This is a genomic window from Xiashengella succiniciproducens, assembly GCF_023674465.1.
Classification (GTDB): Bacteria; Bacteroidota; Bacteroidia; order Bacteroidales; family Marinilabiliaceae; genus Geofilum; species Geofilum succiniciproducens.
The window spans coordinates 1,008,490-1,031,241 of the sequence record NZ_CP098400.1 but is presented as its reverse complement, the minus strand read 5'-3'; the positions used below and the strand labels follow the sequence as shown (position 1 = coordinate 1,031,241).

The 22,752-nt window shown below is 45.4% G+C and carries 20 protein-coding genes; 8 read left to right on the top strand and 12 right to left on the bottom strand.

All coding sequences use genetic code 11. The annotated features are described in order from the left end of the window. Positions 1-64: 64 nt before the first annotated feature. Together M9189_RS04395 and M9189_RS04390 are read right to left on the bottom strand one after the other, a co-directional pair. Complete coding sequence (locus tag M9189_RS04395) at positions 65-379, bottom strand: single-stranded DNA-binding protein (protein WP_250724913.1); 315 nt, start codon at positions 377-379, stop codon at positions 65-67. Between the two features lie 117 nt (positions 380-496). Then, on the bottom strand, positions 497-2,164 hold the full coding sequence (locus M9189_RS04390) for a nucleoside kinase (protein WP_250724912.1): 1,668 nt from the start codon (positions 2,162-2,164) through the stop codon (positions 497-499). A gap of 503 nt (positions 2,165-2,667) precedes the next feature. On the opposite strand from M9189_RS04390, the gene M9189_RS04385 reads away from it, so the two are divergent. From M9189_RS04385 to rsxA, 7 genes are all read left to right on the top strand, one after another. Further along, positions 2,668-3,084 (top strand): SoxR reducing system RseC family protein, encoded by a 417-nt coding sequence (locus M9189_RS04385; RefSeq protein ID WP_250724910.1) that lies wholly within the window; start codon positions 2,668-2,670, stop codon positions 3,082-3,084. A 4-nt stretch (positions 3,085-3,088) separates the two neighbouring features. Next, entirely contained in the window at positions 3,089-3,946 is an 858-nt protein-coding gene (locus tag M9189_RS04380; protein ID WP_250724908.1) for a Fe-S cluster domain-containing protein, read from the top strand. 79 nt (positions 3,947-4,025) lie between these two features. Further along, positions 4,026-5,372: an electron transport complex subunit RsxC gene (gene rsxC / locus M9189_RS04375; RefSeq protein ID WP_250724906.1), complete on the top strand. Its 1,347-nt coding sequence runs from the start codon at positions 4,026-4,028 to the stop codon at positions 5,370-5,372. Between the two features lie 10 nt (positions 5,373-5,382). Next, positions 5,383-6,387 carry an RnfABCDGE type electron transport complex subunit D gene (locus tag M9189_RS04370; RefSeq protein WP_250724904.1) on the top strand — a complete coding sequence of 335 codons (1,005 nt, stop codon included), beginning with the start codon at positions 5,383-5,385 and terminating at the stop codon, positions 6,385-6,387. Between the two features lie 19 nt (positions 6,388-6,406). Then, a complete protein-coding gene (locus M9189_RS04365) occupies positions 6,407-7,189 on the top strand; it encodes an RnfABCDGE type electron transport complex subunit G (RefSeq protein ID WP_250724902.1) in 783 nt (260 codons plus the stop codon). A 48-nt stretch (positions 7,190-7,237) separates the two neighbouring features. Continuing rightward, positions 7,238-7,822, top strand: coding sequence for an electron transport complex subunit RsxE (rsxE, locus tag M9189_RS04360; RefSeq protein WP_250724900.1), 585 nt, complete (start codon positions 7,238-7,240; stop codon positions 7,820-7,822). Positions 7,823-7,834: 12 nt separating this feature from the next. Then, positions 7,835-8,407, top strand: a complete 573-nt coding sequence (gene rsxA, locus M9189_RS04355) for an electron transport complex subunit RsxA (protein WP_250724898.1) — start codon at positions 7,835-7,837, stop codon at positions 8,405-8,407. A gap of 38 nt (positions 8,408-8,445) precedes the next feature. Here rsxA and M9189_RS04350 read toward each other — a convergent pair whose 3' ends face one another. Further along, on the bottom strand, positions 8,446-8,988 hold the full coding sequence (locus tag M9189_RS04350) for a carbonic anhydrase (RefSeq protein WP_250724897.1): 543 nt from the start codon (positions 8,986-8,988) through the stop codon (positions 8,446-8,448). A gap of 205 nt (positions 8,989-9,193) precedes the next feature. Here M9189_RS04350 and M9189_RS04345 point away from each other — a divergent pair, with 205 nt between their 5' ends. Then, positions 9,194-9,928 (top strand): superoxide dismutase, encoded by a 735-nt coding sequence (locus M9189_RS04345; protein ID WP_250724895.1) that lies wholly within the window; start codon positions 9,194-9,196, stop codon positions 9,926-9,928. A 129-nt stretch (positions 9,929-10,057) separates the two neighbouring features. Here M9189_RS04345 and M9189_RS04340 read toward each other — a convergent pair whose 3' ends face one another. The 9 genes from M9189_RS04340 to M9189_RS04300 all read right to left on the bottom strand — a co-directional run bounded on the left by M9189_RS04340 (position 10,058) and on the right by M9189_RS04300 (position 22,644). After that, positions 10,058-10,771: a hypothetical protein gene (locus tag M9189_RS04340; RefSeq protein WP_250724893.1), complete on the bottom strand. Its 714-nt coding sequence runs from the start codon at positions 10,769-10,771 to the stop codon at positions 10,058-10,060. Positions 10,772-10,868: 97 nt separating this feature from the next. Continuing rightward, positions 10,869-12,644, bottom strand: coding sequence for an ABC transporter ATP-binding protein (locus tag M9189_RS04335; RefSeq protein WP_250724892.1), 1,776 nt, complete (start codon positions 12,642-12,644; stop codon positions 10,869-10,871). After that, positions 12,641-14,389 carry an ABC transporter ATP-binding protein gene (locus M9189_RS04330; protein WP_250724890.1) on the bottom strand — a complete coding sequence of 583 codons (1,749 nt, stop codon included), beginning with the start codon at positions 14,387-14,389 and terminating at the stop codon, positions 12,641-12,643. Before M9189_RS04330 ends, M9189_RS04335 begins: the two co-directional genes overlap by 4 nt. 1 nt (position 14,390) lies before the next feature. Next, positions 14,391-15,728, bottom strand: coding sequence for a glutamate--cysteine ligase (locus M9189_RS04325; RefSeq protein WP_250724889.1), 1,338 nt, complete (start codon positions 15,726-15,728; stop codon positions 14,391-14,393). Then, positions 15,721-16,728 carry a glutamate ligase gene (locus M9189_RS04320; RefSeq protein WP_250724887.1) on the bottom strand — a complete coding sequence of 336 codons (1,008 nt, stop codon included), beginning with the start codon at positions 16,726-16,728 and terminating at the stop codon, positions 15,721-15,723. The genes M9189_RS04325 and M9189_RS04320 overlap by 8 nt, the downstream gene beginning before the upstream one ends. Positions 16,729-17,051: 323 nt before the next feature. Then, on the bottom strand, positions 17,052-18,596 hold the full coding sequence (locus tag M9189_RS04315; protein WP_250724885.1) for an alpha-N-arabinofuranosidase: 1,545 nt from the start codon (positions 18,594-18,596) through the stop codon (positions 17,052-17,054). A 173-nt stretch (positions 18,597-18,769) separates the two neighbouring features. Next, the gene (xylA, locus tag M9189_RS04310; RefSeq protein ID WP_250724884.1) at positions 18,770-20,098 is read right to left on the bottom strand and encodes a xylose isomerase; all 1,329 of its coding nucleotides are present in this window, start codon (positions 20,096-20,098) and stop codon (positions 18,770-18,772) included. A gap of 18 nt (positions 20,099-20,116) precedes the next feature. Further along, positions 20,117-21,589 (bottom strand): xylulokinase, encoded by a 1,473-nt coding sequence (locus M9189_RS04305; protein WP_250724883.1) that lies wholly within the window; start codon positions 21,587-21,589, stop codon positions 20,117-20,119. Positions 21,590-21,636: 47 nt separating this feature from the next. Further along, a complete protein-coding gene (locus M9189_RS04300; RefSeq protein WP_250724882.1) occupies positions 21,637-22,644 on the bottom strand; it encodes a GntR family transcriptional regulator in 1,008 nt (335 codons plus the stop codon). Positions 22,645-22,752 lie beyond the last annotated feature (108 nt).

The window sequence follows — 22,752 nt, the reverse complement described above, 5'->3', positions numbered from 1 at the left end:
AGTCTGCGCACAAATAAAAAGGGTATCCCACCAGAGACACCCTTTTCATTCCTTATTATGCAGGTTAGTTAACAAACTCCAGCTCCCTTACTTTCACACTCAGCACAGAGCGCAGTTCTCCTTCCTTGCTCTTATACGCCTCTGCTTCAGGAACTCCTTCAATAAGCACACGCTTACCTTTTTTGAGGTACTCGACAATCTTGGAGTTGGGATCGCGCCACATTGTAGCCCTTACCCATTCGGTTTTCTCAACCTTTGCTCCTTCCTTGTCTTTGTAATCAAGAGACACCGCAACATTAAAGTTTATTACGATGTTCTCATTTACTTCTTTTACCTCGGCATCATTGCCAAGGACTCCGGTTAGGATTAGTTTAAACATGGCATTAATGTTTTGGTTAGTTCATTCAAACTAAAGCATAAAAACCAAAATGTCAAGGACTTCAAAATTCTTGCTAAAATATTTAGCAAAACTACAGCTGTAATCAATGTAATGCCGTCAGTAAGTAAAGCTACTTCCTCCAAGGAATTCCCTTAATATTGATGTCGGAGGAATCTCCTTGGGCAGTATGGGTTTAAAGTAGTTGAAGAACTTAAGCAGACGCTCAGCTTCAGAATACTCGGGCTGGTTGGGCTGCACCTCAAGCAGTATAGGCTCTGCATACGGCTTCAGCACAGCCAGTTCATACAAAAGGGCTGTATTAAACATCACATCAGCCTCTTCCTGGTATGGGAAGATATGTTTTTCTTCTCCGCGACGTACACTTGGCCATCTCTTGATGGTTTCAGTTGCCGAGTAGTTTCTGAACTTATAATCACGTACAATACGTCTTATCAGACGGTTGTCTGTCGTTGAAATCCGTGTCTGATTGTCAAAGTTGATAGAGGTCAGCGCAGACACATAGACCTTGTACTTGGCCTCGTCGGGTATTGCTGGAGTAAGCTTTGGATTCAGAGCATGAATACCCTCTATGATAAGGATATTGGACTTGCCCATCTTGAGCTTTTCCCCATCGTAAAAGCGTTGTCCTGTTTCGAAAGAAAACTTGGGTATCTCAACTTCCTCTCCATTGAGCAGTCGTACAAGGTGGTCATTGAACAGTTCAAGGTCTATTGCTTCCAGAGCCTCGAAATCGTACTCCCCATGCTCATCCCTCGGGATATGTGCCCTGTCAACAAAATAGTTATCAAGCGAGATATTAAGCGGTTTGATTCCATTTACAAGCAACTGGATAGCCATACGCTTGCTTGTGGTAGTCTTACCGCTGGATGAAGGGCCACTTATCAGAACTATTCTGATCTTGTCCTTGCGGGCTGAAATACGGTCGGCAACCTCTGCAATCTTCTTCTCATGAAGGGCCTCAGTTACCTTAATCAGATTTTCAGCCTTACCATTGGCAGCAGCCCTGTTGAGTTCACTGACATTGGTGACCTCCAGAATCTTGTTCCAGTTATTATGCTCCCTGAATATCTCAAACAGCTTAGTTTGTACAATAAGATTCTCAACCTCCTGAGGATTATCCACCCTGGGTATCCTTAACAACAGTCCATTATAGTACTTGTTAAGGTCGAATACCTTCAGGTAGCCTGTTGAAGGAAGCAGATAGCCATAATAGAGACCTACATGCTCTCCAAGCATGTAGTAACTTGTATAGTACTGACCCCGATGACGCAGCAGCTCCGACTTATCTGTAAAGCCTTTTGCTTCAAACAGGCGGATTACCTCTGAAGTTTCTGCCGTAACCTTTTCAAAGGGAAGATCCTTGTTGACTATCTCCCGCATCTTTTCAGCGATAGCAATAGTATCATCAATAGTAATGTCCCCCCTGAGGTTGTCCACCTCACAATAATAACCTTTGCTAACCGAGTGTTCAACCCTTAGTGTAACTCCCGGAAAAAGTTCCTTTAGAGCGGCATATAACACAAACGAAAGGCTGCGAATATACATACGCATACCATCGGGATGGGTAATATCAAAGAACTTAATAGTCTTGGGATGGAATAACTCATATCCCAGATCACGTATCCGGTTGTTGACTAGTGCTCCAAGTATGGGATTTGGAAGTGTTACTCCGGCTATTTCAGCAACTTCTGCAACACTAACCCCTCTGGAAAGCTCAAGTTCACTATTGTTGTTCAAACACTTTATTGTTATTGTCTTTGCCATATCTATAATTATTCTCGATGGATTTCAATTCACCCTGCAATATAGCCAAAAAACTCGGGATTTCGGCCTTCAGTTTACCGAAGCGACTTAAACCACATCCGGACTCAGCCAGCCCTCCTACATATAAATTGCTCAGGAAAGAATTATCAAAAAACTCCAAGACACAGATATACCAGGCTCTTCGTGGCAAAAAGAGGTACTACGACACGCTCATTATACTGAATATCATCACGATATCCTGCTCGTCGGGCAAGGAGGCCCGACGAGCGAACATTCCAAAATGTTAAAAACGACAGTAGGCTTAACACATTTTTTCAAAAATTGCAATCTCAGGATAGCATCTCAATAGTTTGTTTGTCAACAGATAAGAGCAGGGTTTATAATCTTATTTTTATTTATTCTAATTAGAAACTAACTGTATATGACATCTTTAAGTAACAGATTACGTACAGAATGCATACTTTTGTTTATACCTGCCCTGTTATGTTAAAATACAGGAATTTATGAAAAAAACAGAGCACGAAGGGATTGTAGCGGGTATTGAGGGAGACAGGATAAGAGTTAAGTTAAAGAGTGTATCCGCATGTGCTTCATGTCACGCTAAGGGAGCCTGTTCTTTGGGTAACGCTGAAGAAAAGGAGTTTGAGATACAGCACGCCGGTGGCAGTTACAAGCCCGGTGACAAGGTGATAATAGAAGAGAGCACCGAGCAGGGACTCACAGCGACCTGGTGGGCTTATGTACTACCCCTCTTTCTGGTAATGGCAACCCTAATTGTCAGCTATTTATTGACAAAAAATGAGGGTATTGCTGGGCTTTGCAGCCTGCTGATTCTTGTGCCATACTTCCTCGTGCTTAGAGCCTGCGACAAATTACTAGCCAGAAGATTTCACTTTACAATAAAACCGGTAAACGATTAAAGCTATGAGTGTAGTTTTGATTTCAATATTAACGCTTGTGGGATTGGGTGTTGCATCAGCACTGGTACTATATATGGCCTCAAAGAAATTTCAGGTCTTTGAAGATCCTCGCATAGATCAGGTTGAAGAGGTACTTCCCAAATCAAATTGTGGGGGTTGTGGATTCCCGGGTTGTCGGGCATTTGCCGAAGCTCTTGTAAAAGCTGATGATATTAGCGACCTCAAATGTCCTGTCGGTGGTAGTGCCACTATGACCAAGGTTTCAGAAATCCTTGGCAAAGCTGTAGCAGATGTAAAGCCCCAACTTGCAGTGGTACGCTGCAACGGTAGCTGCGAGCACCGCCCAAAGCTCAATATATATGACGGTGCAATGTCATGTACAGTGGCTGCTGCCCTGTACGGTGGCGAGACCGGATGTTCGTACGGCTGCCTGGGTTGCGGTGACTGTGTTGTGGCCTGTAAGTTTGATGCCATGTATATGGACGAAGCTACAGGACTTCCCGTTGTGATAGAAGAAAACTGTGTCGCCTGCGGTAAGTGTGTTGAGGCTTGCCCGAAGAACATCATCGAACTCCGCAATGTGGGACCAAAGAGTCGCAGGATTTTTGTAAGCTGTGTCAATAAGGACAAGGGTGCTGTTGCCAAGAAGGCCTGTGCCGTAGCATGTATCGGTTGTAGCAAGTGCTTTAAGGTATGCCCGCACGAAGCTATCACTATGGCAGACAATCTGGCTTACATCGACGATGATAAATGCAAACTATGCCGCAAGTGCGTGGAAGAATGTCCTACATTCTCCATCCACGAACTAAACTTCCCCCCACGTAAGAAGAAGGTTGAAGAAGAAGCTATTGTTGAGGCATAGAGACTTTTAGTTTTAAACAGAATCAGAAAGGATTGCAAGCAGCAGCTTGCAATCTCCTAAAATATAGGAGGAACAAAACGTGTTAAAGACATTTTCACTTGGGGGCATTCACCCGGAAGAAAACAAACTGACGGCCGACCGTGCCATAGAGGTACTGCCCGTCCCCCCTGTAGTTATGGTTCCTGTTACCCAGCACATCGGGGCTCCGGCCAAGGTCGAGGTCAAAAAAGGTGATAAGGTTAAAGTCGGTCAGGTTATAGCACGAGCCGGAGGTATGGTTTCAGCCAATGTCCATTCACCTGTTTCCGGAACAGTAAACAAGATTGACGACATTGTTGATGCTTCTGGTTACAGACGTACTGCAGTTATCATCGACACCGAAGGTGACGAATGGGAAGATGGTATTGACCGCAGCACTACCATCAAAAAGGAGATAACAGCAAGTCCTGAAGAAATAGTAACGGGAATTGCCGAGGCCGGTATTGTTGGTCTTGGTGGAGCTACCTTCCCCTCACATGTAAAACTAACGCCTCCTCCCGGAAGGAAATGTGAAGTTCTTATCATCAATGGTGTGGAATGCGAGCCCTACCTAACGAGTGACCACAGACTGATGCTCGAGAAGGGCGAGGAAATAATCATAGGTATTCAAATACTGATGCGTGCTCTGAATGTCAACAAGGCTATTATCGGTATTGAAAACAATAAGCCCGATGCCATCCGACATATGCAAGAGCTTTGCAATGGCAATAAAGGTATCAGCGTACAGCCTCTAAAGGTCAAATATCCTCAGGGAGGTGAAAAGCAGCTTATAGATGCCTGTATAGGTCGTCAGGTGCCATCCGGAAAACTGCCTATCGAAGTAGGAGCAGTTGTACACAATGTAGGTACTGCCTTTGCAGTGTATGAGGCAATACAAAAGAATAAACCCCTTGTTGAAAGGGTTGTTACAGTTACCGGTAAGTCGGTTGCCAAACCCGGAAATTTCCTCTGCCGCATTGGAACACCTATCTCTGTACTTATTGAAGCTGCAGGCGGTCTGCCAGAGGACACGGGCAAGATTATCAGTGGTGGTCCAATGATGGGTAAGGCACTTACAAGTACCGATATCCCCGTTGTCAAAGGAAGCTCAGGCATCCTGCTGATTCCACAGGAGATTGCCTCACGTCCCAAATATCAGGCCTGCATACGCTGTGCTAAATGCGTTTCTGCCTGTTCGATGGGTCTCTCCCCCTACCTGCTTATGACCATGTCGGAAAAGGCTATGTGGGAAGAAGCTGAAGAAGAAAAAGTACTGGATTGTATTGAGTGTGGTTCCTGCAGCTATATCTGTCCTGCCGGCAGACCGCTGCTTGATTATATCCGCCTGGGCAAGAACAAGGTCGGACAACTTGTAAGAAAGAGAACCGCACAAGTACAAAAAAACTGATTGACTCAATATGGAGAAGCTAATAGTATCACCATCACCACACACGCATAGTGGTGATTCGGTAAAGAAAAATATGTATGGCGTAATATTCGCCTTAATTCCGGCCTTAGTGGCCTCCTTCTGGTTTTTCGGTTTGGGAGCTGCAATCGTAACCCTAACCTCGGTTGCAGGCTGCCTCCTGTTCGAACACCTGATTCAGGTTTACCTGCTCAAAAAGCCAACATCAATAGGTGACGGTTCGGCAATAATCACCGGCTTGCTTCTGGCAATGAACCTACCATCCAACTTCCCCATAGCTCTTATAATCATAGGAGCAGCAGTGGCAATCGGTATTGGCAAGATGTCTTTTGGTGGATTGGGACAAAACCCATTCAACCCGGCCCTGGTGGGACGGGTCTTTCTGCTAATCTCCTTCCCTGTTCAAATGACATCATGGCCCCTTCCAATAGTATCAAGGACTTCTTACATAGATGCAGCAACAGGTGCCACTCCCCTTTCAATTATAAAGGAAGGACTTAAGGGAGGTACTCCGCTGAAGGATTTGATGGCCGAACTGCCGTCCTACGGCGATATGTTTATGGGTGCAATGGGAGGCTCCTTCGGTGAAGTCGCAGCTATCGCATTGCTGATGGGCTTTGTCTATATGCTTGCAAGGAAGATTATCACCTGGCATATCCCCGTATCTATCATCGCAACAGTTTTCATATTCTCATGGATTCTCAATATCAGTAATCCTGAGAGGTTCGCCCCACCGATGTTTCACATACTGACCGGAGGTCTGCTGCTTGGTGCCATCTTTATGGCAACCGACTATGTCAGTTCACCGATGGCAGTCAAGGGAATGTGGATCTATGGTGTGGCAATCGGTGTGCTGACAGTGCTTATCAGGACCTTTGGCTCATATCCCGAAGGAGTATCATTTGCAATTCTGATAATGAACTGTTTCACACCGCTTATCAACAAGTATGTCAAACCAAAGCGTTTCGGAGAGAAACCGGCCGTTCAAAAGGCCTGAATATTAAAGCGCACGTAATATGGCAAAAGTATCATCTCTGTCCAATATGGTGCTCACCCTGCTGGTTATAACCTTTGCAGTGGGAGGAATATTGGGTTTTGTATATCAACAGACCAAGGAACCAATTGCTTTGTCGGCACTGTTAAAACAAACCGAGGCAATTGAAAAGGTAATGCCGGGTTTCGACAACAAGCCAATGGAGGAAATGTACGAGATAGAAGCCTATGGCGGATTGATGCTCAAGGTCTTTCCTGCAAAGAAGGATGGTCAACTCCTGGGTGTTGTCGTTGAAACTTCCACTTCAAAAGGCTATGGAGGTGAAATCAGGCTAATCGTAGGAATGAAGCCCGACGGTTCCATTGTCAACTATGAAGTGCTGGAGCAAAAGGAAACTCCAGGTCTTGGTACCAAGATGGTTGACTGGTTCAAGCCGGCTGCCGCTGGAACTGATAAAAGCCGCAGTGCTTTCTTTGACAAGCTCTTTGGTGTAAAGGCTCAGGAAGGTGCCGGAAATGGCAAGAGCATTATCGGTAAAAATCCCGGCACTACTGATTTCAGAGTTAGCAAAGATGGTGGAGAAATTGACGCAATCACTGCAGCAACAATAACTTCACGTGCTTTCCTGGATGCAGTACAAACAGCCTATAAAGCTTATGTAGCACATGCACAGGGTACCGAGGTAGATGCTAATACTGGGGCAACAGCCAAGACAGGCAATGAAGACACGGACAAGGCCGAAGTAAGGGCCGATGCTCTGTCAGCTGATGAAGCAGTCACAGATAACAAAGATGGCAAAAATTAGCAATACAGCCCATAGCATATTTCAGTTAGACTCAAAAATATACCAGATATGAATCAGTTAGGAAATTTCACTAAAGGACTGCTCAAGGACAACCCGGTATTTGTCCAGCTCCTGGGTATGTGTCCCACATTGGGTGTCACCTCATCAGCTATCAACGGACTGGGTATGGGACTGGCAACTACCTTTGTGTTGGTTATGTCCAACCTGGTGGTATCCCTTATCAAGGACTTTATACCGGACAAGGTTAGGATCCCTTCTTATATAGTCGTAATTGCAGCATTTGTGACTGTGGTAGAGATGCTGATGCAGGCCTATACTCCAGCCCTTTTCAGTGCACTTGGAATCTTTATTCCACTGATCGTTGTAAACTGTATCCTGCTTGGACGTGCAGAAGCATTTGCATCCAAGAATGGTCCTGTAGGATCAATTATAGATGGAGCAGGTATGGGTCTGGGTTTTGCTCTTGCTCTGACAATTCTTGGTGCCATACGTGAATTTCTTGGAGCAGGTACGATATTCGACTTCAGCATCTATCCCGGAGAATATGGTATGCTGATCTTTGTCCTTGCACCGGGAGCCTTTATAGCACTAGGTTATCTGATTGCAATAATCAACAAATTCAAAAAAGCATAAGGAGGGAAAGCCATGACTTATTTACTGTTGATAATATCGGCAATATTTGTAAACAACATAGTTCTTGCCCAATTCCTGGGTATATGTCCCTTCCTTGGAGTATCCAAGCGCGTCCCAACTGCTATTGGTATGGCGGGTGCGGTTACTTTCGTAATGGTGATAGCTACTATTGTTACCTGGATGATACAGAACTTTGTACTAGTGCCGTTTAATATTACCTACCTGCAGACAATCAGCTTTATCCTGGTAATTGCCGCGCTGGTGCAGATGGTTGAGATAGTTCTGAAAAAGGTGAGTCCCTCATTATACCAGGCCCTTGGAGTATTTTTGCCACTGATTACAACAAACTGTGCAATATTGGGTGTGGCAGTAATGACAATTGGTTACAACTACAATATCGTTGAAAGTGTGGTATTCTCCTTTGCTACTGCTGTTGGTTACGGTCTTGCCATTGTGACCTTTGCTGGAATAAGGGAACATATGGATCTGATGGATGTACCTGAAGGTCTCAAAGGTGCACCAATATCACTAATCATTGCAGGGATTATGGCAATGGCCTTTATGGGCTTTGCAGGTATCGTATAAAAGTCTTTCAGCTCCCCGGCCTCTGGGCCGTGGGAGTTTTATTTTTCATTTACAAGGTAGAGCTTATGGTCCTCTATTTTATAGTAGAGAGGAACTACGTTGATCCTAGGGTATCGTCCTCGTAGTCTGGCTGACTCAGACAATAGAAAGTCTATTTCATTTCCAATTTCAAAGATCGGGGAAAACTGGTTAAAGTGATCTTCTGCGAATTCCCTGTCCCAGCCGGCGTTATCCACCAAACCACTAATAAAGGCATCCTTCTTCTCATGCAGGTTGACCATTCCACAATTGCTGTGGCCAATCAGGGCTATGTACTTCACACCGCCAACAGAGACTGCGTACGACACTTTAAACTCGTTGTGACGGAGGTTGCCGCCACCCGACCTTAAGATAAAGGCAAAGTTGTTTGGTATATGCAACTGATTCCGATTGTCCATACACATGCTTATCAGCAGCTCGGCCTTCCTGAGTTCTCCGGGTACCATTCCCATGTTGTGGTAGCACAGCAGCCTGGCAACGGGAGTATCCCTTAGTTCGGCCGGTATATCTTCCGGGGTTAAAACTGCCTTAAGTCTATCCATAATTCAATGTTTTTGCTTTGGTCACCTCGACCTTCACTCAAAGGAATAAAAAGAAAAAAAGTTCAAATCCCCTTCATCCTTCGATCAATAAGCCGGCACCAATACACTGCAAGGTAATGCAAAATCCAAAGTGAGAGTATTTCACATTGAACCTTTTTGATTCTAAACAGTTATGTTTATGTTTAATAACAAAAAGCAACTTACTATGAAAAAAATCCTTATACCACTGGTTATTCTGGTGTTAGTGGCAGTTGCCTGCACCACACCGGCACCCAAAACACAGGAGATTGCAGAACCAAGTGTACCCATTTACACAGGTGAAGCAGTTGTCCATGAATTTGCAGCACTCCCATACTCATACGATGCGCTGGAACCATATATTGACGCTCAGACGATGGAGATACACTACAGCAGACACCATCAGGCTTATTTCAACAATTTCCTGAAAGCCATCGAGGGGTCAGGCTACGAACAAGCCTCTCTGGAGTTCTTCTTTGACAATATCTCCTACTTCAGTGCAGCCATTCGCAACAATGCAGGAGGATACTTCAACCACAGCCTTTTCTGGTCGTTGATGGCTCCGGCAGGCACAGGTGGTGCTCCATCAGACACCCTTGCTCAGGCCATTAACGCAAAATTTGGTTCGCTTGAAAACTTCCAAACCAAGTTTAATGCTGCAGCAACAGGACGCTTCGGTAGCGGCTGGGCCTGGTTGATAGTCACAGAGGACGGTTCACTGACAATCACCAGCACTGCCAATCAGGACAACCCTTTGATGGAAACTGAAGCCGTACAGGGTAAACCACTTCTGGCTCTGGATGTATGGGAACATGCATACTACCTCAAGTATCAAAACAAAAGGGCTGACTATGTGGCAAACTTCTGGAATGTAGTCAACTGGAACAAGGTAAACGAACTGTATGAAGCAACTTTGAACTGAGCTAAGGCAAAGCCCCAATAGAGTAGCCATCATTGGGGTGCGCTGATAGCAAACGGAAATAGCACATTATAAAACGACAGAGGCTGTCCGCGGGGACAGCCTCTGTTATTTTATAGCATGGCAGAACCATCATTTAATCCTGTCCATATATAGCTTTCTTACAGCCATCAGGAAATCAACCTGCATATCAGGATTATAGATACGAATCATATCCTGAATACCAAAGTTAACATGGAAGTGTCCTATAGCTGCATCAAAGTCACTGCCTTCCCAGTTGTACTTCACCTTCTTTGTGATATCCTCAAAGTATTTCCAGTTGAGGTACTTGGGAATTGTAAAGTAGCCGTGATCCTTCTCTACGACGTCGAAGTAAACACCTGGGTGCATCTCATCCATGATAAAAAACTTCTTGATCCTGATCAGAGCAGGACCTTCGGGACGGCCACCGGGTTTCTTGCGAAACTCGATACCCTCGTCCATGTAACAGGCCTGAAGTTCGGAAATCAGACTGTAATCCGGAAGGTGACGAATACGAATCACATCATATTCCTTGTTGTAGATATTTACAACCCCTGCCGCAGCATCAAATTCAGACTGGAAATACCTTCTGATATTCTGGGTAGCCCTTGTAACCTGTTCCAGGGTGTAAAGTTGTTTTACAACAAAGTAAACGTACAATGGCTTACTTTCCACAGGATGGTCGGAATAATAATCGTAAAACCCAGGGAAAGGTTCTGGAGCCTCCAATACGAAGGTGTTTGGAAGGATCTGATCCTCCAGTGTCCGCAACTCTTCCTGCTTCAGGAGATTGCCATACCTTTCAGTAAATGGTAAGGGATTCATAGTATTTGGTTTTTGTTATTGTCCTACTGTAATATAACTAATTTCTAGGTCGCAGTCACAACCGGAAATATTTTTTTTGATTCCGCAGGAACCACAATCAAACAAGCTCCTTCACAAGACCGGCGTACTTTCCCCCCATTCTTATCAGTTCCTCGTGACTTCCCCTCTCTATAATCTCCCCATTTTCCATCACCAATATCAGGTCCGAGTTCCTGATGGTACTCAATCTGTGTGCCACGGCTATCACCGTACGACTTGCAAAAATCTTTTCAATAGCCTTCTGTATATAATACTCGGTAATCGAATCAACCGCACTGGTGGCCTCATCTAGTATTATCAGTCGGCTGTTACCGCAGATGGCCCGGGCAAATGAAATAAGCTGTCCCTGACCTTTTGAAATATTATCACCGTTGTCTTGAATAGTAAAATCATATTTACCGGGTAATTGTTCAATAAACCTGTCGGCAAAAACAAAGCGTGCAGCTTCTTCTATCTCATGTGGCCCTGTGCCGGTACGGCCCAGGCCTATATTGAAGCCCACCGTATCGTTGAATAAATAAATATCCTGTTGCATCAGGGAGATCGTATTCCGCACCTTGTTTAAAGGGATATCTCTGAGTTCGACTCCATTAATTCTTATAGAACCTCTATAACCTGTATAGGTGCGGGTAAGAAGGCGAAGAATTGTTGACTTGCCTGATCCGGTTGATCCCGCAAGGGCAATGCGCTGGCCTTTCCTGAGGGTGAAGGATACGTTTTTGAGGACATCGGGACCTTTGTCGCTGTAACTGAATGACACCTTGTCAAAGACTATCTCCTCAAGCTCTAACGGTTCGTCACTATCCCCAAACCCTGAACCTGCTGCCACCTCTGCCTCTTCGACCTCCTGCCGGGCCAGCACATTGATATGATCCAGGGCCGAAAGGGCTCTCTGGATAGTTGTTATCTGCTGGGCAAACTGCCGCACAGGAATAAAGAGTCGTCCCAGAGTTGTTATAAACACTATCAGCACACCGATAGTGTAGTCCAGATCCCATACCTGAGCGGCGCCATACCAGATTACAAGGGCAGTTGCAACAGAGGTGATACCATCAATTATTGAATACAAAGCACCGTCATACACATTTGACTTGTTCTGCGCATCTGCATACTGCTTATTAAAGCCGTCATACTTCCTGAAGGCCGTTTCCGTAGCGGCATACAATTGTATTGTCTTCATACCGTAGAGGCTCTCCTGCAGGTAGGCTGCGGAGCGTGCCAGACTGGTACGTGACTCATCAAAGGCCTTACGTATCTTCTTGCGCAGATAACGTATGGTAAGCATTATCAGAGGCACTACGATGGCGACAACCAAACTCAGTTGCCAGTTCAAATATACCAGATAGAAGCTTAGTGCCAGTGTGCGTATGCTATCAGCCAACAGACCCAATATTCCTGAGGCAAAGGATTCAGTGATACTTTCCATATCGCTTGTCAGTCGAGACAAGGTGATGCCTATTGGATTCCTGTCATAATACTTCATCGGGAAGCGCAATGAACGTCCAAAGAGCTCCCTCCTCATATCAGTCACCGCCAGTCCTCCGGCTTTCGAAAAAGAGTAGCTGTATAGGCCATCAAACAGGAAGTTGACTACCAGTACCACACCTGCAATGGCGGTATATAGCTTAAGTCCGGCAATATCACCCGTCAGGATGTGGTCATCCACTATCTTCTCAACAAGCCACAGCAGCACTATGCCACCGGCCGTCGTAATTGGGATTGACGCAAGGCTGATATAAAGCCATTTGCGGTGGGGAACGAAGTAGCGGCCAAACTTCTTAACCAGAGCCCAGTCCTCCGCACTCAGCAGCTTATTCTTCCATGCAAAATTCATCGCTTACCTCCCTCCTGAATATCGTGAGTATTGCGGTAGAAGTCCGAGGTTTCAAGCAACTGCTGATGCGTTCCCATAGCAGTTAATCGTCCACCCTCAAGCACAATATTAAAGTCAGTTCTCTCAAGCACGCTCATGCGGTTTGATATTATTATCAATCCACCCTGCCTGAACTTAAACAGCTCCCTGATCAGAAAGCGTTCAGTCTCCGTATCCACTGCCGAAAACACATCATCCAGTATCAGCAGTTTACCGGGACTGTACAGTGCCCTTGCCAGACTGATCCTCTGCTTCTGTCCTCCCGAGAGCATAATGCCCTTCTCACCCACCATGGTCCTTCTACCCTTTGGGAAACGCTCAATCTCATCAGCCATGGCACTTCGGTATAGCACATCACCAACCCTCTCATCATCGGGTACAAGTCCCTCACCAAAGGCTATATTGTTTTCAATTGTATCGGAAAATAAAAATACCTCCTGGCCGACTGTCCTAACCACCTGTCTAATATCATCCCCACGGAGCCTGGCAGCGTCGAGGCTGCCAAACCAAAGTTGTCCTGATTCTGGTTTCAGATAGCCGTTAATACAGTTGATAAGCGTCGATTTTCCGACACCTACCGGACCAGTAATTCCCATTACCTGTCCTGGCTTCAGGTCAAAGGATATATCGCTCAGAACGTAGTCCTCATCATTGTGGTAGCGGTAACTCAGGTGGCGAACCTGCAGTCCGTTGTCAAAGAGCCTGGTCCTCATCTCCGGAGCCAAAGCCTTGCGGTCATCGTCAACACCCTTGCGGTTCATAATCGTCTGCAAACTGCTGATACCAACAAAGCCTTGTTGGAATGCAGTGAGCACCCAACCTAGTCCGCTAATCGGATGCGTTAACAGTGCAGCATAGGCAATAAATTCGGTTAGCTGACCAATTGTGAAGTCAGTCTTGATAACAAGCATACCTCCTGCCATCAGCACCACGACCTTGAGTATCTGCTCCATGCCGCCCATCAGCGGCATGACAAAGGAGCGCACCCATGATATCCTGAGGCCGTAGTCGTATACATTTACATTTTCCTCGTCTGTCTTCTCCTCGGCCCAGCGGTGGATATTATAGCTTTTGATAACGGCATTGCCCGAGAGAAAGGATATTATCCTGCCTGAAAGCCTTTGTAAGGCCTCCATACGCAGATGGGTATTTTTGACCATGTAGGCCATACCAAAGCGCACTATCACAAAGACTACAAAGATGGGTATGATTGTATAGAGGGTCAGTCTGGGCGACATCATCCACATCTTGTATGGTGTAAGCGACAGGGAAAAGGCAATGTTGAAGATTTGGAGCAATCCAAAGCCTGTGATCATCCTCACTCCGTTGATATCGTTGTTGATTCGCGAAATTATTGACCCGCTACTGTTGTTCTCGTAGTAATCCTTGCCAAAAGAAGCCAGTTTACGAAACATCTCCCCCTTGAGCTGCCTCTCAATAAGGCGACCTGGTATAAAGAAGAGTATCCGCGACAGAGTCCGGGCCACCATCAACACCAGTGACATCACCAGTATTGTAAGTACGGCACGGAGCATCAGTCCGGAACCGGCATCCCGACCTCCTGCTATGGAGTCTATACCCTGTTGGACATATTCGGGAATGGTCACCGAAACCCAGATTGTTAGTAACAGGAAGAGTACTCCTCCTGTGTACCACCACTTAAATCTATGTGTATAGCTAAGTATAAAACTAAGTTTCGACCACATATCAGGTATTTAGGATCAATCTGAATAAGTCCAGATCCAGGTTTCTCATATATTTTTCAAGCAGCATCTCTGCAGTTGTCGTACCTCTTGCAAGTATTCCCCTTAGCGGATTCAGGTACTTCTGTTCCGTTTCAATTCCCATTTTCTCAGCCCTTCGCGCCAGACCACCGTCAGCTATTCTTACAACACTGGCAGCCAGTTCGTGCAAGGCAACCTCACCATAGGAAGCCCTCAGTCCCTTGCGTGGGGCCTCCTTCCGCAAGCCCTGGATAACCTCCACACCAAGACTCATAGCCAAACTATGGGCGGAGTCCAATGCCTGCTTATCATAGAGTAGTCCGGTCCACAGAGCAGCAAGGGCTGCTATCATCTTCGGGGATCCACTGTCCGCACCTCTTATCTCAATATAGCGCTTCAGTCTCACATCGGGAAATACAGTGGAGACGTGTACCTCCCAGTCTTCCATAACCTGCTCAGGTTCATAATTTCCCTTCAGGAATTCACGGAAAGTGATCCCCTCGGAAGGGTAGTACTTACCTGCCCTCAAGATAAAGTACATTGGCACATCGAGCAGATATTCAACATAGCGCTCAAATCCAAAGTCGGGTTCGAAAACAAAGGGCAGAAAACCACATCTGTCGGGATCCGTATCCTCCCAGACATGAGAACGGTAGCTAAGGTAGCCATTGGGCTTCATCTCCTTAAAGGGGGAGTTAGCAAAAAGAGCAGTGACGACTGGCTGGAATGCCTGTGCTGTCTGCATCTTACGTACCATATCCTCCTCAGAAACAAAGTCGAGGTTGACCTGGATTGAAGTTGTCCGGGTCATCATATCCAGTCCCAGATTACCCTTGCGGGGCATCCAGTTTCGCATAAACCTATATCGTTCCTTGGGCATCCAGTCCAGATCCTCCCTCCTCCAGAAAGGATCAAAGCCCATCGGCAAGCGCATAAAGCCCAGTTCGGCTCCCATCTGATCCAACATCCGGTTGTGTTCAAGGGTCTCTCTATAGGTCTCGTGAACAGTAGAGACTATCCTGCCAGAGAGTTCAAACTGCCCTGCTGGTTCGATAGTTATTGAAGCCCCATTTTTTTCAAGAGCTATTATATTACCTGCTTCTTCAATAGGATTCCAGCCCCTGGAAGACATTTCGTGCATCACCTGCCTGATTCCAGGCAGGGATCTATAGCCAAGTCTTTTATAATCTTTTGTGTTAAGAAGAAATTGTTCATGTTCGGTTCCAATACCCAACTCAGCGGCAGGCTTGATACCCGACCTAAACCAGTCGGTAAGCATGCTTATATCTGTCTCAACTGTTGAAACTCTTTTGTTAGTCATTACTTTTTATGTTGAAAATGCAATCCAAAACGTATTTCTCTACATTCCTGTTTTTACCCGACCACGGGAAATCATGCATCGAAAGCATTGCAGGAGCGTTTAGTTCCACGACAATATAACCATCTTCAGACGGTGCAGCATCGGGATCCCTTATTATTATGTCTATTCCCGCAAGCCTGAGATTGGCGGCCTGCGCTGCCCTGGCTGCCACCTTCTTGTAAAAGTCAGCTATGGTATCCGTGACGTCTATGCTGTCACCGCCGGTGCTAAGGTTTGAGTTTTTGCGGAGGTAAACTTTTTGTCCTTTATCAGGTACTGAACTCAACGTTAGCCCGAGTTCTTCGAGATTTCTTTCAACCTCTTCATCAACTTTGATTTTCAACAAGGGGTAGCGATAGTCGTCACCACGACCTAGATTCTTCCAATCTATAAGTTCCCGTATCGTAGCTTCACCATCTCCAGTAACATTGGCCGGGTCGCGATAGGCTACAGCCCTAACCACCCCGTCAACAACCAGGAAGCGGTACTCCCTGCCGGGGAAGTACTCCTCGACAATTACCTTGCCGGAATGACGGAAGGCTCTGTCAAGAGCCTGCACTAATTGGGCTCCATCTGTTATTCCGGCAGTAACCGCAATTCCATGGTCGGTATTGAAGGGCTTTACAACCAGCGGAAAGGGCGGCAGTCCGGCTTTCTCATGCTCATCACCAGCCTTCAGCAGCGTACCTTTCGCATGGCGAATACCGCTGCGGGAGAGAAATTGCTTGGTCATCCACTTGTCGTTGGATATCCAGTATGCTATCAGACTGTTGGCGTCCGAAATGGTTCCCTCATGTATTATATACTCTCTGTTGTTGTATTTAACCGCAATCAGATTGTTGTCAGGATCGATTATCTCAAATGGCAGCCTGCGCCTAAGTATCTCTGCAATAATAATCTGTGTCGTAGCCTCAAAGTTTTCATAGCCCTTAAGTGGCGTGAAGTTAAAGTCTGATTTCATATTAAAGCCTTGATTGATAGATGAAATGATTGGAATCAGGGTCAACGCAGGCCTCGGAAAGGCACTCTATAACTAAGATACAACAACCGAATAGCCTGAAATGTTGTTCAAAAATACAATTATGCTGAGGTAATTAGTACATTGATCTTCGGGCCTGTAATCAGTATACGATAATCTGGCAGAAAAACCATAGATTCAGAACAGAACACATGGTTTGGATAGGAAGGAAAGAGGTGTCGCGCGACTGCGGGACACCCCTTAATAATCAGTTGAAAGCATTCTGATTCAGGAGCAACATTGGCTCCGGAATCGTCAGCCTGCAATTACTGCAGCTCCAGATTTACGATAGAAAGCGGGGGCAGAGTAACCTCAAGAGTATTTTTTGCAAGCTTAAAGTCATTAAAAGACTTTGGAGCGATTTCGTTTGGTTTTTCAAAGGTGTTGATTGAGTTGAAAGCCTTAGCGGCAAGTATAGTACCTTCGTTAACCTTCTTCACGGCACCTGTACCAAGGTCAATAGTAACCTTGATTGACTTGCGTGGGTTAACGTTGCTCAGGCTAACGTTGACCTTACCGTCCTTTTGTGAAGCAGTTCCAGACACAGCAGCGATTGACATGTCGCCAACCTTGTAGTCCTCAGAGATGATGCTTACGGGGATGTAAGTAGCGTTTTGGTGAACTGAGTACATTTTGAAGGCATGGTAGGTAGGAGTCAGAATCATCTGATCACCTTTTGTAAGTATCATAGCCTGAAGCACGTTTACCATCTGCGCAATATTGGCCATCTTAACCCTGTCGGCATGACGGTGGAAGATGTCGAAAGTATTGACAGCTATCAGAGCATCACGCATTGAGTTTTGCTGGAAGAGGTGACCGGGCTCAGTTCCGGGTTCTACATCTGTCCAGATACCCCATTCATCAACCAGCAGAGGCAGAGTCTTTTCAGGGTCATACTTATCCATAACAGCAGTGTGCTGGCTGATCAGGTCTTCCATTCTTCTGCCGTGGTACAGACCACCAATGTAAAGATCTTCCCCGAAATTGGTGGCTGATCTCTTGTCGTCGAAGTTACCTGTTGCAATAGTGTAGTAGTGAACCGAGAGAGCATCCATATGGCGCCAAGCCTTGTTCATTACAACATCTGTCCAGTTGAGGTCAAAGGAGTTGGCACCGCAACCTACTCTTTGGAACTTTTCCTTGCCGTACATCTTGGCAAAGATTGAATATTGTCTCAGCAGGTCTGCATAGTGTTCGGGAGTCATATCACCACCGCAACCCCAGCTTTCGTTACCAACACCAACAAACTTAATATCCCATGGCTCTTCACGACCGTTTCTGCGGCGCCAGTTGGCCATCTCAACATCAGAGTCAGATGTCATATACTCAATCCACTCAATCATATCATACACAGTGGCACTACCTACGTTGATTGATACATAGGCATCAGCACCAAGGATTTCGCATAGATTGAGGAATTCGTGAGTACCAAAGCTGTTGTCTTCAACTGTCCCTCCCCACCAGATATTCTCAATCTTTGGACGTTCGTTAACAGGACCAACGCCGTGCTTCCACTGATAGGTATCAGCAAAGCAACCACCCGGCCAACGCAGCACTGGCACCTTAAGCGCTTTCAATGCCTCAAGTACGTCCTTCCTGTACCCGTTTACATTTGGAATATCAGAACCCGGACCTACCCAGATACCGTCATAGATACAGCGTCCAAGGTGTTCAGCAAACTGACCGTAGATGTTCTTGTCAATTACCTGATTGGATTTCTCGAAATCAAGCTTCATCACGTTGGTTTGTGCACCAACGGTTAATCCTGCTGCAAGCAGCAATGTTGTTAGCAAAGTATGTTTCCTTTTCATATGGTTATGGTTTTACAATAACGAGGCTTATTCAAAAGTACTAAATACTTTTCAGGTTACAAGAGAGGTGAAAAAATTAAAATAAGTATTTAACACAGGGGTGACATAAAAAAGAGCGGCTGTTGCTACTGCAACAGCCGCCTTATGATGATTACCCTATAATCTAAGAAATATTAGATATAGAGGTTGATCAGTTGTTCGTAAAGTTCTTGCTTACCGCTAATCAACTTAGGTTCGCCATTAGCAAGAGCATAGTCACGAAGGTCAGTAAGTGAAAGCTTACCAGCTTCGAATTCTGCACCCTTACCGCTGTCGAAAGAAGCGTAACGTTCAGTTCTCCATTTCTTGTATTCTGATTCGTTAAGAACTTTGTCAGCGATAACAAGAGCACGGGCGAACACATCCATACCAGAGATGTGAGCGATGAATATATCTTCAAGGTCAGTTGAGTTACGACGAGTCTTAGCGTCGAAGTTAACACCACCAGTTTGGAAACCACCAGCTTCGAGGATAACCAGCATAGCTTCAACGGTTTCGTAGATATTAATTGGGAATTGGTCAGTATCCCATCCGTTTTGATAGTCACCGCGGTTAGCGTCGATTGAACCAAGCATACCAGCATCAGCAGCAACTTGAAGTTCGTGTTGGAAAGTGTGACCAGACAGAGTAGCATGGTTAACTTCCACGTTGATCTTGAAGTCTTTGTCAAGACCGTACTGACGCAGGAATCCGATAACAGTAGCTGAATCGAAGTCGTATTGGTGCTTAGTTGGTTCCATTGGCTTAGGCTCAATGTAGAATGTACCCTTGAAGCCTTGAGCACGTGCGTAGTCTCTTGCGATAGTCAGGAAGCGGGCGAAGTGTTCTTGTTCACGCTTCATGTTTGTGTTAAGCAGAGACATGTAACCTTCACGACCACCCCAGAAAGTATAACCTTCACCACCAAGGGCAATAGTAGCGTCAATAGCGTTCTTAACCTGAGTGGCAGCGCAAGCCAATACGTTGAAATCAGGGTTGGTAGAAGCACCGTTCATATAACGTGGGTTGCTGAATACATTAGCAGTACCCCAAAGCAGCTTAACACCTGATGCATTTTGCTTTTCCTTAGCATAATCAACGATAGCAGCAAGGTTCTTTTCGTATTCCTTCAGGTTTTCACCTTCGTCAACTAAGTCGATATCATGGAAGCAGTAGTAAGGAGCACCAAGCTTGGTGATAAATTCAAAAGCAGCGTCCATCTTTACTTTGGCAGCAGAAACTGCATCACCACCAACTGCCCATGGGAATTTCTTTGTTCCCCTACCGAATGGGTCACCACCGTCAGCGCAGAATGTGTGCCAGTAAGCAACAGCAAAGCGAAGGTGTTCCTTCATAGTTTTGCCGGCTACTACCTGATCCGGATTATACCATTTAAAAGCAAGTGGATTTTTTGATTCCTTGCCTTCATACTTGATTTCTCCAATACCGGGGAAATACTCTTTGTTTCCTAATACTATACTCATAGTTGTAATTATTAATGATTAAAACTTCAGATTATTCTTCCAAACATTATAAATATCGTCAACTTGTTCCTTGTTGTTGTCGGGTTCGATTACATCCAGACACTTCAGGGTTGAGAACGCTTCTGCAGCATTCTTGTACAATCCTGCACCTACTGCAGCACCACGGGCTGCACCAAGAGCACCATCAGTATCATATAGCTCGATACGTGCATTCAGCACATTAGCCATAGTCTGACGGAAGATCGGACTCAAGAACATATTAGCCTTTCCAGCTCTTACTACCTTAGCTTCGATACCCATAGCCGACATAATGTCAACACCATAGCGGAAGCTAAATGCAATACCTTCCTGGGCTGCCCTGAAAATGTTACCCTGACCGTGTGTTGTAAGGCTCAGACCTTTAATCTCAGCACCGGGATTTGCATTTTCAAGAACACGCTCAGCACCGTTTCCGAAAGGATAAACAAGTACGCCTTCAGAACCAACACCAACCTTAGAGGCCAGTTCGTTCATTGCTTCATAGCTTATCCCTGCACCCATGGTCTTTCTCAGCCATGAATTCAGGATACCTGTTCCGTTGATGCATAGTAGCACACCAATACGCTTGGCAGCAGCAGTGTGGTTAACGTGAGCAAAACTGTTTACACGTGATTTTGGGTCTGGTGAAAGAGAACAACTAACACCATAAACCACTCCGGAAGTACCGGCAGTAGCAGCCACTTCGCCCGGCTCGAGTACATTCAGTGAGAATGCATTGTTGGGCTGATCACCAGCGCGGTAACTAACCGGAATACCGGCAGGTATTCCAAGTTCGGCTGCAACAGCCTCACTTACATAGGCATGTTCAGAGAAAGTGTCAACCAGTTCTGGTAGCAGAGACTCGTCAATTCCGTAGTATTTGAACAGTTCGCTTGCCGGCGCTTCCTTTTGGAAGTCCCACATAATACCTTCTGTAAGACCTGAGATAGTTGTCTGCATCTTACCAGTCAGGCGATATGCGATATAGTCACCCGGCAGCATGATCTTGTAAATCTTAGCAAACTTTTCAGGTTCGTTTTCCTTAACCCACTTCAGCTTTGAAGCGGTGAAGTTACCCGGTGAGTTCAACAGGTTGGTAAGGCAGTACTCAGCCCCCAGTTCCTTGAAAGCCTTTTCACCGATACCCACTGCACGACTGTCACACCAGATGATTGAAGGACGGATTACTTCGCCGTTCTTGTCAAGGGCTACCAGACCGTGCATCTGGTAAGCTATACCTATGGCCTTGATCTCTTTTGCGTTGATACCGGCAGTTTTTAGCACGTCATTTAATGCGTTCTTGAGGTTGGCCCACCATACAGTAGGCTCCTGTTCCGCCCATCCTTTTTGAACGGCTATCATAGCCATCTCCTCTTTTGGATAGAAAGCGGAAGCTTTACAACTACCATCTGTCAGGTTCAAGAGACTGACTTTGACGGAAGAACTGCCCAGATCAATTCCTAACGTATACATAATTAGTCTGTTCTGTTTTATTATCCTGTTAAACTTAATATATCTTTCTATAATGAATCTCTAACAAATACCTGAGTGGGGATACGGATGTCCATTGGTTTGTCATTAGCCACAAACTCGGCAGCCTTCTCTCCCATGGTCTTAAAGTCAGTCGAGATAACGGTGATTCCCTTGTAGATAAACTTCTTCATCGGGGTCTCATTATATGATATCATTCCGCAATCCCTACCCGGCTCAAGGTTCTTGACCCTGCATTGCTCGAGAAACTGCCCCAGCATTCTGTCGCTTACACAGAAGTAAACCACTCCGGGTCTCACATCCAATTTGGTAGGGTTGGTTTCGACCGAGCACTTTATTCCGTTGTCCTTACAAAACTTCTTGCCGAAGTTAATTGACTCTATAGGGTGGTTTGTATAATTGGGATAGAGAAAGACCATTTCTCCATACTTCTTTATCAAGTCCCTGACCGATTGTAGACTGTCATATACTGCCTGACCGAAATCCTGATAGAGCAGATTATTACCCGGTTTTGAAAATATGTTCCAGTCTATTACAAGCAACTTCTCAGAAGGTATCATAGCAAGAACTGAATCAACCTCCGGATGATCAAAAGGCATCACTATGTACTTCTGGTACCTTCCAATGCTGTTTTCAATCTGATGTCTGAAGACATCAGTATTGTAATGGTGAAAGTGCACGTCTGCTATCACATTCTCAGGAAGCGCCTTAATAAAGGATTCGTATAAGACTTCCTTGTACGCCTTGAATGTGTCGAGAAACAAAAAGACGCGTCTGATTTCCCTGGCTATAAAATATCCCTTGTTGGGTACCGAATCAATTACACCCTGATCCTTAAGTATTGAATAGGCCTTGAAAACAGTATCGCGACTCAATTTATACTCCTGACACATCTGATTTACAGAGGGCAGATTGTCACCAATATTCAGTCTTTTCTCAGCTATCGCATTGTTCACGGCATCAATCAACTGTCTGAACTTAGGGACGTTTCCCTTGTCCTCTAATTGAAACCTGAATTTACTATTGTGAGCTGACATAATGTTCTGGTCTGTTATGGTCAAAGATACTTCATATTAAAATACCTGGGTCAAATTTTGTGTTAAAAATAGTAAAATTCGGAATACAGCCAACAAGTGACAATAATA